Here is a 14,320-nt window from a genome sequence, read left to right as displayed (position 1 = left end):
CAAGTTTAAAATATAAATTTTCGAGCGGTAGACATGGCTATAATAATGAAAGGGAAATGCGATTTGATTTATTATTAACTCGGTAATTTAATAATTACCGCTTAAAGACAGAAAAGGTTCTTGGTGTATTGGCTTCTCTCAAAACATTATGTTGTCGTTTTTATAATTGCTATTTATATGTTTTACATCTGTGGCAGTAAAATAAAACATAAAAACATATTTGGTCATATTTACCGCACTTCTTCAATTATATATTATATAACAATTATATGCCATATGATAATTGTAAATAATATGCAAAAATTATCTTTATCCCACATCAATGGCAAAGCATAATCGCAAAAATTCACTATAAGAGGGCGATATCGGCAATTCTTTTTGCGTTTGATTGAATCGCTTTATTACTTTAAAAATTTTCAGATTTTGCGAAAAAAAGACAAAAAAACTTCGGAAGAAACATTATAATGGAAAATATCCTATTGCAAAACAGGACATTCTGTGCTAAGATATATTGAGTTGATGCGGTGTCGGTGCGCTATTCCGTTGCCGCAGAATACTGATCGAAATCGGGTAATTTTATGCGAATTACGGATATAACCGGTGAAATCGCAAACGGAATATGGAATTACGGCCCTCCTTTTCCGGAATATCGGCTTATGCCGCTTCCGGAGGTCGATTGGGTCAAGCAAAAAGTTTATTGCGAGATATTCGGCGGGCTTCATTCCCAAACGGGGACATACCTTGAAACTCCCGCTCATTATTTCGGCGCCGCATCGTATCCTCTGATGGATGTTCCTGCGGAAAAGCTGTGCGGCATTCCTCTCACGCTGATAATGCTGGGTATTCCCGACACAGGGGGCTCCCGCTTCGGGATATCCGCCGAAATGCTTGAAAACGCTGTACGCAGGGAGAGAATTCACGAAAATCGAGCGATAATCGTCGGATGTGGCTGGGGAAGAAAATGGTTTGATGCGGATTACCTCTCCGCTTCTCCGTTTTTCAAATACGACGCAGTCGAGTGGCTTGTGTCTAAAAAGCCGTTTTTACTGGGCAGCGATTTGCCGCGCTGGGAAAATCTCGAAAAGCCGGAAGGCTTTTTTGACATGTTTTACCGTGCGGATATACTGATGCTTGCTCCGTGTGTAAATCTCGAAAACATCCGGGGAAATAATCACAGCCTTACCGTTCTCCCGCTGAAAGTAACGGGAACAAGCTGCGCTCCGTGTCGTGCGATTGTCATGTCGGAAGATGAGGGCAAAACAGCAAATGACAGATAAAGTTGTCACAAAACAAGACATTGTATACGGGCTTGAAATGGCCGATATAACAAAAGGCGATATTTTGCTCATCCACAGCGCGCTTTCCGCCGCAGGATTTGTAGAAGGCGGAGCCGACGCGGTTGTCGACGGCTTTCTTTCGGTTGTCGGAGAGGAAGGCACGGTGGTCATGTCGACGCTGACCGGATGGTTCGCTCCGTTTGATCCCGATAAAACGCCTTCCGCCGTCGGAAAGATATCCGAGGCCTTCAGAAAGCATCCCGGTGTCAGACGCAGCCTTCATCCGGTGCATTCTGTCGCCGCGTGGGGAAAATACGCCGAATATATAACCTCCGGTCACGAGCTTTGCGGTACCGGCTGCGGCGAAAACACTCCGTATGAAAAGATACATGCCCTGGGAGGCAAGGCTGTGCTTTTCGGCGTTGATAACGACCGCGACACTATTATGCATTCGCTTGAAGAAGCGATTGACGCGAAATACCTGCGTGAGCTTGATATTCCCGCTCCGACCTACCTTACCGGGGAAAAAACCTTTACTTTAAAGAAGTTTCCTCCTGGTCATCGCGATTTTCTGTCCGTGACGCCGCTTTTGCGCCGCCGTGGTCTGCTCAAAGAATCTGTCGTCGGTTCTGCGTGCGTAAAAGTTATCGATATCAAGGGTATGTTTGCGCTGCTGATGCCGATTCTTGCCGAGGATCCCCTTTTGTTTATATGCAAAAACGAAAACTGCAATTCCTGTAATTGGTCAAGAAAGCTGTATTCCGGCGAAGAAATTGACCTCACAAGCTACGAAAAAAATCACTGTGATGATATAAACTGCGAAATATGCGTGATTTGAAACGCGGACAGTCGTAAATATTTACGGGAGAATGCAATATTATGGAGGTTCCGGAGGACTATAAGCTGTTAAGGACGGTTGATCTGCAGAATGACAAAAAGGCCGCCCTTCTCGTGAATTTTGCGGCAATCGGGATATCGGTCGTTATGATCGCAGCCGCAATATTGATAAGGGGAATTAAAGAAACAGCTTATATTTACTTTACCGTCGGAAAAGCCGTCATATTTATATTTTCCATTATCGCGTATATGGTTCTGCATGAGCTTACGCACGGCATTTTTATGCGTTATTACAGCGGAAAAAAGCCGAAATACGGCTTTACCGGGTTATATGCCTTTGCCGCCGCCGATGCTCTGTTCAAAAAAAGGCAGTATATCGTCATTGGCTTATCTCCGATCGTCATACTCGGCGTATTGATATTGGCGCTGAATATATTTTTACCGCAATACTTCTGGAGTATTTATATCATACAGATATTGAACGTTTCGGGAGCGGCGGGAGACCTTTATGTTATGGCGCTGTTAGTCGGTATTAAAAGTGATATACTCGTTTTTGATACCGGGACGGCAATGCGAATCTATTCTAAAACGGAGCAATGAAAGCAAATGTATAATATCTCCGCGGATTTTACCGCTTCATGCCGCGCCGGGCTCAGGCAGGCAACGGAAAAATGCGCGTCGCTCGGCATATTCGATATTGACTGCGGATATGACATAGGGGCGTGTCCGCTATATGAGGCGGACGGAAATACCATAGAGGACATGCGCTGTATTTTAATAGACAGCTGTGCGCGGATAAATTCAATAACACTTCCGGAGCAACCCCTTTTAAAGGATGAGCTTAAGAAATTTTGCCGTGCCGCACATCTTCTCGGCGTACGTTCTGTCATTTTGCCAGCCGGCAACTTTACCGATGAAGACAGACTCGGTTATATAAAATCGGTCTGCAGAGCCGCCTCAAGCTTCGGAATAAAAACGCTGTTTGAAAACCGCGCCGATTCTCTCCTGTGCGACAATGCCGCTATGACTGTTTTATGCGCTCTTGCGGAAGACGGCGACATAGGCTTCGTTTTCAATCCGTTTGAATTTGTCAAAAAAAATCATCACCCGTTTTTCCATATGTTTTACACAAGCAGCCTTAAAAACAATATTGCGATGTTACGGATCAACGATGGGCTTTACAACGGCAGCCCCACGCCGCTGTGCGGCGGAAATGCCGAAATCAAAGAAATGTGCTCGATTTTGCTCGCAAGGAGCTATGACGGGTATTTTTCAATTTGTCCTTATTATCACGAACAAAAGCACGGGCAGGGCGAAGACAGATATCCGGATACGCTCCGCGAATTCAAAGCCATGCTCAAGATGTTTTAAATAGCAAAACACATATTTATGGCAATCTGAAAATAACCATGATATTATACGATATGTCGACATATATAAGAAATGGTTCTGCTTCTGTTTTAGCAGAAGAGTATAATTCATATTGCCATGACAATAAATTAAAAAACACCTGCAAAAAGGAGGTGCGAAGTTTTTTAACATGGAATTATATGAAATATTGATATGTATTGCCGTTGCCGTCGCAACGATGGCTATCGGATTTTTTGTCGGAGTGACCTACAGAAAGCGCATAGCGGAGGCGAAGATCGGTTCCGCCGAGCAGCACGCAAACCGCATCGTTGAAGAGGCGGCAAAAGCCGGCGAGCAAAAGAAAAAAGAAGCTCTTATAGAGGCAAAAGAAGAAATTCTTAGAAACAAAAACGATGCAGAGCGGGAGCTCAAGGACAGACGTCTTGAGGTTCATAAGCTCGAAAAGCGCATAGTTGCAAAGGAAGAAAACCTTGACAGAAAGCTCGACAATCTTGAAAAGAAGGACGAGCTTATCAATAAAAGAATCAAGGATATCCAGGATAAGGAAGCCGAGGTTGAAGAAATCAAGGCAAAACAGCTCAAGGTTCTCGAAGAATATTCCGGGCTGACCGGCGAACAGGCAAAAGCGTACCTTGTTGAAAAGTACGAAAGCGAAGCCAGACACGACGCCGCCGTCAAGCTTGTTGAAATAGAACAGGAGCTCAAGGATACCGCCGATGAAAAGGCAAAGAATCTCATCACTCTTTCGATTCAGCGCTGCGCGGCCAGCCAGGTTACGGAATCAACCGTTTCCGTGGTTGTACTGCCCAACGATGATATGAAGGGACGTATAATCGGCCGCGAAGGACGCAATATAAGAACAATTGAAACTCTGACCGGAGTCGACCTTATAATCGACGATACACCCGAAGCTATAACGCTCTCAAGCTTTGATCCGATGAGAAGAGAAATTGCCAAGCTTTCCATAGAAAAGCTGATTTCCGACGGACGCATACATCCGGCCAGAATTGAGGAGGCCGTTGATAAATCACGCAAGGAAGTTGAAGCCATAATTAAACAGGCCGGAGAGCAGGCAGTGCTTTCGGCCGGTATTCACAGCATGAATTCCGAAATGATAAAGCTTCTCGGAAAATTGAAATACCGCACAAGCTACGGTCAGAATGTGCTGACACATTCTCTCGAGGTATCTTATATAGCCGGAATGCTTGCTGACGAGCTTGGCGTGGATTCTATGCTTGCACGCCGCGCTGGATTGCTGCATGATATCGGTAAGGCGCTAAATCACGAGGTTGAAGGCTCACATACACAGCTCGGAGTTGAGATAGCCAAAAAATACCGTGAAAACAAAGATGTAATTCATGCAATTGAGGCGCATCATAATGATGTCGAGCCTCAGACGATCATCGCCGTTCTCGTTCAGGCGGCCGATGCTATTTCGGCAGCACGCCCTGGCGCAAGGCGCGAGGATCTCGAATCATATATCAAGCGTCTTGAAAAGCTTGAGGAAATCGCAAACTCCTATGAAGGCGTTGAAAAGTCTTTTGCCATTCAGGCCGGCAGAGAACTCAGGCTCATGGTGAAGCCCGAAGTGGTGAACGACGAGAATATGGTGTTCATTGCGCGAGACATAGTTAAAAAAATAGAAAACGAGCTTGAGTATCCCGGACAGATTAAGGTCCATGTGATAAGAGAAAGCCGTGCCATCGAATACGCGAAATAATCCGTTTCGTAGGTTATTAAACAGCAATTCAATATTATTGTTTTACAAGAGAGAAAAGCCCATATACCAAAGTCTTTTCTGTCTATAAGCGGTAATTATTTTATTGCCGGGTTAAAAAAAGGCAGATCTCACGGTCTGCCTTTGTGATTTAAAATGATTTGAAAGATTGAAATGAGTATAATAAAAATTCTTGCAATCGGAGACATCGTCGGTGAAGCCGGCCTTAAATTCCTTTCAGATACACTTGGTTTCGTAAAGAAAAAATACTCCGCTGATTATATTATCGCCAATGGTGAAAATTGCGCGAAATACAACGGAATGGAATGTGCCGACGCAGACGCAATGTATAATGCCGGAGTCGATATGATAACCTCCGGCAATCATATATGGCATAAGCGTGATATTTATCGTTATCTTGACGACAAAAACGCGATATTGCGTCCTGCAAATTACCCCGGAGACTGCCCCGGGCACGGTTGGGCAATAGAAAACGCATGTGGCATGAGGATTCTGACAATGAATCTGATGGGCGTCGTCTTTCTCGAAAGCCTTGCGTCGCCGTTTGAAACTGCGGATGCCATATTGAAATCCGCGCAGGGTGGATACGATCTGTCTATTCTGGATTTCCATGCTGAGGCCACGTCGGAAAAAATCGCCCTTGCTCGGTATTTAGACGGAAGAGTTGATGTCATATTCGGCACACATACGCATGTACAGACAAACGATGCCTGCATTCTGCCGGGCAAAACAGGATATATAACGGATATCGGAATGACCGGAGTAAAGGATTCCGTGCTGGGCGTTGATTCCAAATGCAGCATAACACGATTTTTGACAAAAATGCCTGTCAGATTTGATCAGGCGGAAGGAAAATGCCGGATTTCCGGAGCTTTGTTCTCTTATGATACAGCATTGAAACAAGTCGTTTCTGTTCTTGCAATCAATGAAGAATAAAATTTATTGAAGTCTGAAATAACACAGGCTTCATGTCCGAGCTGCTGCCGGACAGAAAGGCAATAGATATGACCAAGATACCCAAACCACTGCATGGCGTGATTCCGCCAATGATGACGCCTCTTGACAAAAACGAAAATATCGACGAAGCGGGAACAAAAAGGCTGATTGAACGCTGCATCAACGGCGGAGTGAGCGGAATATTCATATTAGGCACCATGGGTGAAGGGCAGAGCTTGATTGACAGAGAAAAGAAGAAATTTATCAAAATCTCGCACGACGCCGTCGCAGGACGCGTTCCGTTGTTTGCCGGAGTGTCAGCCGAAAGCCATCGAAAAGTGATGAAAAATGTAGAAAACGCAATAGAAGCAGGCGCTGACTATATAGTTGTGCTTCCTCCTTATTTTTTCTATGCTTCCTGCCGCGATGAAATAATAAAATATTATAAAGATATAGCTAAATATTCTTCGATTCCTCTGGTGATATACAACAATCCGGTTATGACCGGCAACAAGATCGATCTTGACGCCTTTAAAGAGCTAAGCGAAGAAAAAAATATAGTCGGAGTAAAAAACAGCAGCGGAGATTTTGATTTTCATATGATGCTCCTACGTGAATTCGAAAACAGGAACGATTTTTCTGTTTTCTCGGGAGTTGAGACAATGTGTGATGCGTCAATGATGATGGGCTCCGACGGAATCGTTGCCGGAATGGCAAGCCTTACGCCAGAAATTTTTGTTGCATTATACAATGCGGCAATAGCCGGGGATTTCAAAGAAGCACGCGAAATACAGAAAAAGCTGCTTGAAATAATGAACGGGATATACCTCGATGGCTATTTCGCATGGCAGATAGGACAGAAGTATGCGCTTTCTCTGCTCGGAGTCTGCGAGCCATATCATTCCACCGAAACCCGCGATCTCACGGCGGCCGAAAAGCTTCGCATAGCCGAAACTCTTAAAAAATTCAACATTAAATAATTTAATCCAATACATAAATAGGAGGGGCAGACATGTCGCTTGAAGTAATGAAGCGGTCAGCTTCCGATAATAAATATCTCCATCGCGATTTTCATCTCTTCATGAATCGTGGGCTTTTATATCTTGAAAAAAATTATGGCGAAGGGCATGTGAAGGAATATCTGACAAGATTTTCAAGGGCGTTTTACGCTCCGCTCAAAGACGATCTGAAAAAGAACGGTCTTTCGGCAATAAAGACGCATTACGAAAAGATATTTGAAACAGAAGAATGCCCGGATGCGCTCAGTTGTTTTCTCTCAAAGGCTGAAGACGAGCTTGTAATCAAAATGGCCTATTCGCCGGCGATTAAGCATATCAGAAAAAGCGGGGAAATACCGGCCGAAAATTATTTTGAAGTCGAAAAGGCTGTCAATGAAGAGCTGGTTTCGGGATTGCCGTACAAATTTGAGCTTAGAAAATATAACAGCGCGGACGGCTGCGCGGAGCTTTATTTCAAGGAGGTAAAATAACATGATCTCCTGCACTGAATTCATTCCCGCATACAGTGAGCTTTTCAAATACATAGAATCTATTGACGGCTTTGACGGTGTTCTGAAATACTGGAATCACCTCGGTGAGACGGGACTTAAGAATCTGGACGAAAATGTCCGAAGATACGGAATAATGGGCTGTTATAAATACTGGAGCGGAACTCTCAATGAAGAAGCGGCCGATTTCACTATGACCGTCGATGAGGAGGCCGGGGATTTCACGATTGACATGCATTATTGCCCTTCCAAAGGCCGGCTTCTGAATCTTGATTACATGGAACCGTATCCGAAATATTGCTATCACTGCGATATATTGTATCGGAGGGTGCTTGAACCGCTCGGGTACAAATACGATTATGATTTTTCCGGCATAGACAAGGCAAAATGCTTTTGCCGTATAACAGCTCCCGGCAAATGGGAAAACAAGGAATAACACGCGGGGACGCTACCTTAAACCCCTGCCAAAGGAACTTTTATCGCGGAAAAGTCCCTTTAGAATCCTCAAAAAGCTTAAATTATATCCATTATGCATTTAATCATAACTATCTTATTGAAAATATAAGCCATACATATAAAGCCGCGTGATGAAAATGATTAAAGGTTTTTGGAGATTCTTAAGAGCTTTTTACTTAAATAAGATATCAAATATTTCCCCTGAAATCATACGAAACCAAACGGAAAAGAAGTTTCAGACATATAAAGCCGCGCGATGAAAATGATTGAAGGTTTTTGGGGATTCTTAAGAGCTTTTCACTTAAATTAGATATCAAATATTTCCCTTGAAATCATACGAAACCAAACGGAAAAGAAGTTTCAGACATATAAAGCCGCGTGATGAAAATGATTGAAGGTTTTTGGAGATTCTTAAGAACTTTTTACTTAAATAAGATATCAAATATTTCCCCTGAAACCATATGAAACCAAACGAAAAAGCAATTTCAGACATATAAAGCCGCGTGATGAAAATGATTGAAGGTTTTTGGAGATTCTTAAGAACCTTTTTCCTTAAAAAAGGTTCTTAAGCGTTTTCTGATTTTTGGAGAATAATGGAGTGAATTGTATGAGCGCTGAATTTGATAACAAGCTGGCGGAGTACGCTCAGCTTCTTGTTTCTGTAGGACTGAATATTCAAAAAGGTCAGGAGCTGTGCATCAGCTCTCCGATAGACCCGAAGTGTGCAGAATTTGTACGCATGTGCGCGCAAGCGGCATATGATCTCGGAGCCAGCGAGGTTAATGTAGATTGGAACGACGAAAAGCTTGGGCGAATGAAATACCTTCGTGCTTCCGACGAGGTTTTCGATAAATTCCCGCAATGGAATGTCGACAAGCTTATGACTCGCGCTAAAAACGGAGCCGCTCTGCTTGCGATTGCCGCAAGCGACCCGGAAATGCTTAAGGGCGTGAATTCAGACAGGATTATGCGCCGGACACGCTCCTCCGGAAAGGCGCTTGAGGAATATTACGCGCTGGAATTTAAAAACGCGTTTGCCTGGTGCGTTGCTTCCGTTCCCGTTCCCTCATGGTCAAAAAAAGTTTTCCCTCATCTGAGTCCGAAAAAGGCTGAGGAGGCACTGTGGGACTCGATATTTAAGGCTGTAAGAGTGGACGGAAGCGGAAACGCCGTCACGCTCTGGAGGGATCATATAGATAGGACGGCCCGCCGCGCGGAAAAGCTTAATTCATATGCGTTTGATTCGCTGCATTATACAAATTCGCTCGGAACAGATCTCGTCGCGAAGCTTCCGCAGAATCATATATGGATTGGCGGAGCTGAAAAAACCTCAGGAGAAAAAGAGATTCCGTTTGTCGCCAATATTCCGACTGAGGAAATATTTACCGCGCCTATACGCAACGGAGTAAACGGCATTGTTTATGCCTCCATGCCGCTTTGCATAGACGGAAACGTGATCAGGAACTTTAATTTCGTGGTCAAGGACGGTAAAATTGTTGAGGCGCACGCCGAAGAAGGCGAGCAAATCCTTAAAAACGCAATTTCCGTTGATGAAGGAGCGTCCTATTTCGGAGAGCTTGCGCTTGTTCAATATGATTCCCCGATAAGAAAAATGGGAATACTGTTTTACAACACGTTGTTTGACGAAAACGCGAGCTGTCACATAGCATTCGGAGAGGCATACCCGTGTATAAAAGACTCTGCGGGGAAATCCAAGTCGGAGCTGATCCCGCTGGGATTGAACGACTCCATTACGCACGAGGATTTCATGATCGGAACCCCGGATCTGAGAATCATCGGAACGACAAAATCGGGAGAGAAGATCACCGTCTTCGAAAACGGGAATTTTGCCTTTTAGAACAATTTATTATAAAGGGCAACATAAATTAAATATGGAAGATTAATATGAAAACCGTTATAGGAATAGATATAGGCGGCAGCACGACTAAGATATGCGGATTTGATTCCGGTCGTAATCTCATAGCTCCGCTGTTTGTAAAAGCAAACGATCCGACAGCTTCGTTTTACGGCGCATTCGGAAAATTTACACAGAAAAACAGAATAACTCTTTCCGATGTTGAGAAAATAATGATAACAGGCGTCGGATCGTCCTTTGTCGAAGATGAGATATACGGAATCCGGACAGAGCATATCGAAGAATTCACCGCAATCGGGCTGGGCGGTCTGTACCTGTCAGAGATAGAGAACGCAATAATAGTCAGTATGGGAACAGGTACGGCGACGGTTCGCGCCGATGCGGCGACCGGGACGATTAATTATCTCGGCGGCACCGGGATCGGAGGCGGCACGCTTGTCGGACTGTCAAAGCTGCTTTTAAATATGCAGGACATAGAACATATATGTCTGCTGGCGGAAGACGGAGAGCTTGGGAAGGTAGATCTCAGAATTTCGGATATTACCCGAAAAAACATAATTCCGACCATGCCAAAAGAGATGACGGCGGCGAATTTCGGACGCGTCAGCGATATAGCGACAAACGCCGACATCGCGCTCGGGATAATAAATCTCGTATTCGAAACTATTGGCATGATTGCGATATTCGCTTCGCGCCAATATGGAATCAACGAGATAGTACTTACCGGAAATCTCACGCTTGTCAAACAGGCATCGCAAATATTCACACAGCTCGGAATCATGTTCGGGAAAAAATTCATTATTCCTCAGGGCGCGCAGTTCGGGACGGTGATCGGCGCGGCGCTGAAGGCGTTCAAGTAATTATTCAAAGGCAAATTCGATAAAAATTTAAGAAATATCTTGACAGAATAATAAGAGTTATTGTATAATAGGCTTTAGCATGAGATATTTTGTTTTTGAATTATAATTTTACCGGGTGAATTGTGCCGCGTCGATCATCGCGGCAGGAATTGATCCTCAATATAAAGGAGGTGCCGCATATGAAAAGAACATATCAGCCGAAGAAGCGTCAGAGAAAAGTCGAACACGGCTTTCGTAAAAGAATGAAGACCTCAAACGGAAGAAAGGTTCTCAAGAGACGCAGAGCCAAGGGAAGAGCACAGCTTACTTATTGATCGGATAAGCAGGCAAAAGGAGTTTATCTTGTATAAAACCGCCGTCCGGGATGAGCCGCGCATCGGAATCGGTGCGGCAGGCTTTTCGGCACAGGTGGTTTTTCCTTTTTATCGGAGAAAGTCTCATTAAATGAAGCTTTACACAATTAAAGAAAATCGCCTTTTCGGCAGAGCCTACGCAAAAGGGAAGTCCTCTCCGCAAAAGCATATAGCAGTATATATGTTGCCGTCAAAACCGAAATTTAAAACGAAATACGGCATAACCGTAAACAAAAAGCTGGCGGGCTCCGTTGGCCGCAACCGCGGGAAACGCCTCATAAGAGAAGCATACCGTGCGCTTTATCCCGAAATCGAATCAACGGGAAAGTATTACATATTGATTTTTGTCGCCCGTACACGGCTGTTCAACAAAAACGTCAAAACCGGGAATGTTTTATCAGACATGCGAACAGCGCTGCGTGAGCTCGGAATATTGCCTGCTGAGAAAATATGAAACACATTTGCGTTTTTTTAATACGCCTTTATCAAAGGTTCATATCGCCGTATATAGGTTCGCATTGCCGTTTTACACCAACCTGCTCTGCATACGCTGTCGAGGCATTTGAAAAATACGGTTTTTTTAAAGGCTTTTATTTATCCGCATGGCGCGTCCTGCGCTGCAATCCGTTCGGAAAAGCGGGATATGATCCCGTACCGTAATTACATCCTTAAAGGTAAAGAGATTATATATGGGATTTATAAGTCAAATATTCGCGTATCCGCTTGAGTGGATATATTCGTTCATAAATAATTACGCTATCGCGCTTTTAATTTTCGCGATACTCGTAAAAATATTGCTGTTTCCTCTCGGAATAAAGCAGCAGAAGAACACAATTAAACAGGCCAAGCTCCGCCCGAAAGAAATGGCGATACGAAATAAATATAAAGGGCGCGATGACCAGGCCACAAAACAAAAAGTAAACAATGAAATAATGCAGCTGTATCAGGACGAGAAATTCAGTCCTCTTTCCGGTTGTCTCCCGCTGATTATTCAGTTTCCTATCCTTATCGCGCTTTATGACGTTATAAGAAAGCCTCTGACATATCTCATGCAGCTTTCAGGCGATACAATAACAGCGCTGGGAAAAGTATATACCGATTTGATCGTTGCATCCGGCGGAACTGCCCCGAAGGTAATCGACGAAATGCGCCTTATTACCGATATAAAAGCCCATACTACGCAATACGGAGCCGCAATGACCTCCGGAGGCTTTACTCTGTCTGATATTCCAAATCTTTCATTCCTTGGATACAATTTAGGAGACATACCGTCTCTTTCAAACCTCAATTTATTACTGTTAATACCCGTGCTCGCGCTTATCAGCGCATTTATCAGCCAGTTTTTAATGAAGAAGTATTCGTATCAGCCTCCGCAGAACGAAGCCGACAGCTCTCTGAAGGTGATGCAGTACGGAATGCCGTTTATTTCGCTCGTTATCGCGTTTCAGGTTCCCGCTCTTGTCGGTCTTTACTGGATATATCAGAATCTTTTAAGCCCGGTACAGCAATATATTCTCGCAAAGATGTATCCGATTCCTAAGTTAACAGATGATGAAATAAAGGCCGCAGAGCGCGCATACGGCAAACAGGAAAAGATTGCGAAGGTCGCGAAGCAAGCTGTAGATTCAAAAAATCGTAAATCGCTCGTATATGACGACGATGATGATACAATTCCTTCCGGCGGCGAATTAAAAAGCGCTTATGAGGATGATGAAAAAGAACAAGCGAATATGACAAGCGGCATTATATCTCCGGCTCCTCTCAAGGACAGCAACAAAGCAAAGAATAAATCAAACGATAAAAAATAAAGTATATAATTTTTGGAGGGATATTTTTTGACAAAAGAAATCACGGTTTATGGAAAAACCGTAGAGACCGCGCTTTCTGCGGGCGCGGCGCAGCTCGGAATCCCTGAGGACAAGCTGAAATACGAAGTACTCGAACAGCCGAAAAAAGGCTTTCTCGGATTCGGGAATACCGATGCCAAGCTGAAAATTACGTATGAAGAAGATCCTGAGCAAAGCGCGAGGTTCTTTCTTGAAACCTTTTTAAAGAACATGGTCTTTACCGATGTTGAAGTCACATGCAAAAAGAGCGAAAACGGTGACATAAACTTTACTCTTAACGGCGAAAATCTCGGCTTGATCATCGGACGCCATGGCGAAATTCTTGATTCGCTTCAATATCTTACGAATCTTGCGGCAAACAGACAACAGGAAAATTTTGTACGAATTACAGTTGATGTTGAAAATTACCGTGAAAAAAGAGAAGAAACTCTCAAGGCTCTTGCCAGAAAGATCGCGGCGCGTGTAAACAAGACAGGAAAAAGTGTCAGCCTTGAGCCGATGAATTCATATGAGAGACGAATAATCCATTCAGAAGTGCAGGACATAGAGGGCGTTATAACTTTTTCCGTCGGCTCAGGGGATGAAAGAAAAATTATTGTCGCTCCGGAGCAATACCAACAGAAAAAAGATCAGCGTGTAGCAAAACCGGATAAAGAAGAGTCTTTACAGAATTCTGCCGTATCCGACGCTCCTGCTGAAACAGCAGATCAACCGGCAGCCGCAGACACGAAAACACAAGAGGTTTCTGTTAAAGTCGTACCCGATATCAGTGCGTTGGGCGAGATAGAAGAATATTCAGAAAAGCCTCATAAGTTCGAAAAACCGCGCGACTTCGGACGCGAACGCAGCGGCAATAACGACCGCAGAGACGGCGGAAGAGGAAATAATAACGGCAGAAATTCCGGAAGGCCAAACAATAACAGAGGCGGAGGACGCGATTTTAATAAACGCGGTCCTAAACCTGTGTCTGTAAATGTTACGGCTCAGACACAGCCGCCTGTCGAGGTTTCAAATGCTCCGGTTGTCCCTCCGTTCCCGAAAAAGATACGCCGCCCTGTCATGAATCCAAATATAAAAGTGACTGACGACAGAACAATTAAAAGTGACACAGAAATCGCCGGCGGCTCTCCAAAGGTATATGAATATAATCCGCAAAGACCGCCCAGAGAAATCAAAAAAGCAAAGAGTATAGACGAATTGAATCTTGCCGATGTTGAAGATACGGAAGAAGTAATTCTTAAAAAATAAACATAAAGGCTCGA

The 14,320-nt window shown here is 44.1% G+C and carries 16 protein-coding genes; all 16 read left to right on the top strand.

Annotation, left to right across the window (positions count from 1 at the left end; genetic code table 11):
• Positions 1-578 precede the first annotated feature (578 nt).
• The 16 genes from VB118_10515 (at position 579) to jag (ending at position 14,306) form a co-directional block, all read left to right on the top strand.
• Positions 579-1,277 (top strand): cyclase family protein, encoded by a 699-nt coding sequence (locus VB118_10515; GenBank protein MEA4833030.1) that lies wholly within the window; start codon positions 579-581, stop codon positions 1,275-1,277.
• Positions 1,267-2,115 (top strand): AAC(3) family N-acetyltransferase, encoded by an 849-nt coding sequence (locus tag VB118_10510; GenBank protein ID MEA4833029.1) that lies wholly within the window; start codon positions 1,267-1,269, stop codon positions 2,113-2,115. The genes VB118_10515 and VB118_10510 overlap by 11 nt, the downstream gene beginning before the upstream one ends.
• A 41-nt stretch (positions 2,116-2,156) precedes the next feature.
• Complete coding sequence (locus VB118_10505; protein ID MEA4833028.1) at positions 2,157-2,714, top strand: DUF3267 domain-containing protein; 558 nt, start codon at positions 2,157-2,159, stop codon at positions 2,712-2,714.
• 6 nt (positions 2,715-2,720) lie between these two features.
• On the top strand, positions 2,721-3,485 hold the full coding sequence (locus tag VB118_10500; GenBank protein MEA4833027.1) for a hypothetical protein: 765 nt from the start codon (positions 2,721-2,723) through the stop codon (positions 3,483-3,485).
• Between the two features lie 169 nt (positions 3,486-3,654).
• Positions 3,655-5,205 carry a ribonuclease Y gene (rny, locus tag VB118_10495; protein ID MEA4833026.1) on the top strand — a complete coding sequence of 517 codons (1,551 nt, stop codon included), beginning with the start codon at positions 3,655-3,657 and terminating at the stop codon, positions 5,203-5,205.
• A 171-nt stretch (positions 5,206-5,376) separates the two neighbouring features.
• Positions 5,377-6,159, top strand: a complete 783-nt coding sequence (locus tag VB118_10490) for a TIGR00282 family metallophosphoesterase (GenBank protein ID MEA4833025.1) — start codon at positions 5,377-5,379, stop codon at positions 6,157-6,159.
• A gap of 32 nt (positions 6,160-6,191) precedes the next feature.
• The gene (locus VB118_10485; GenBank protein ID MEA4833024.1) at positions 6,192-7,139 is read left to right on the top strand and encodes a dihydrodipicolinate synthase family protein; all 948 of its coding nucleotides are present in this window, start codon (positions 6,192-6,194) and stop codon (positions 7,137-7,139) included.
• Positions 7,140-7,171: 32 nt separating this feature from the next.
• Positions 7,172-7,648 (top strand): hypothetical protein, encoded by a 477-nt coding sequence (locus VB118_10480; GenBank protein MEA4833023.1) that lies wholly within the window; start codon positions 7,172-7,174, stop codon positions 7,646-7,648.
• A gap of 1 nt (position 7,649) precedes the next feature.
• On the top strand, positions 7,650-8,102 hold the full coding sequence (locus VB118_10475) for a hypothetical protein (GenBank protein ID MEA4833022.1): 453 nt from the start codon (positions 7,650-7,652) through the stop codon (positions 8,100-8,102).
• Positions 8,103-8,729: 627 nt separating this feature from the next.
• A complete protein-coding gene (locus tag VB118_10470; GenBank protein ID MEA4833021.1) occupies positions 8,730-9,980 on the top strand; it encodes an aminopeptidase in 1,251 nt (416 codons plus the stop codon).
• Between the two features lie 47 nt (positions 9,981-10,027).
• Positions 10,028-10,858 (top strand): type II pantothenate kinase, encoded by an 831-nt coding sequence (gene coaW / locus VB118_10465; GenBank protein MEA4833020.1) that lies wholly within the window; start codon positions 10,028-10,030, stop codon positions 10,856-10,858.
• Positions 10,859-11,037: 179 nt separating this feature from the next.
• Positions 11,038-11,172 carry a 50S ribosomal protein L34 gene (gene rpmH / locus VB118_10460; protein MEA4833019.1) on the top strand — a complete coding sequence of 45 codons (135 nt, stop codon included), beginning with the start codon at positions 11,038-11,040 and terminating at the stop codon, positions 11,170-11,172.
• Positions 11,173-11,302: 130 nt separating this feature from the next.
• Positions 11,303-11,665 carry a ribonuclease P protein component gene (locus VB118_10455; protein MEA4833018.1) on the top strand — a complete coding sequence of 121 codons (363 nt, stop codon included), beginning with the start codon at positions 11,303-11,305 and terminating at the stop codon, positions 11,663-11,665.
• The gene (yidD, locus tag VB118_10450) at positions 11,662-11,871 is read left to right on the top strand and encodes a membrane protein insertion efficiency factor YidD (GenBank protein ID MEA4833017.1); all 210 of its coding nucleotides are present in this window, start codon (positions 11,662-11,664) and stop codon (positions 11,869-11,871) included. The genes VB118_10455 and yidD overlap by 4 nt, the downstream gene beginning before the upstream one ends.
• Before the next feature lie 29 nt (positions 11,872-11,900).
• Positions 11,901-13,019 carry a YidC/Oxa1 family membrane protein insertase gene (locus VB118_10445; protein ID MEA4833016.1) on the top strand — a complete coding sequence of 373 codons (1,119 nt, stop codon included), beginning with the start codon at positions 11,901-11,903 and terminating at the stop codon, positions 13,017-13,019.
• A 27-nt stretch (positions 13,020-13,046) separates the two neighbouring features.
• Positions 13,047-14,306, top strand: a complete 1,260-nt coding sequence (gene jag, locus VB118_10440; protein ID MEA4833015.1) for an RNA-binding cell elongation regulator Jag/EloR — start codon at positions 13,047-13,049, stop codon at positions 14,304-14,306.
• Positions 14,307-14,320 lie beyond the last annotated feature (14 nt).

This window comes from Oscillospiraceae bacterium (assembly GCA_034925865.1).
Taxonomy (GTDB): Bacteria; Bacillota; Clostridia; order Oscillospirales; family SIG627; genus SIG704.
The sequence above is the reverse complement of the archived record's forward strand: the minus strand, read 5'-3'. Positions and strand labels throughout refer to the sequence as shown.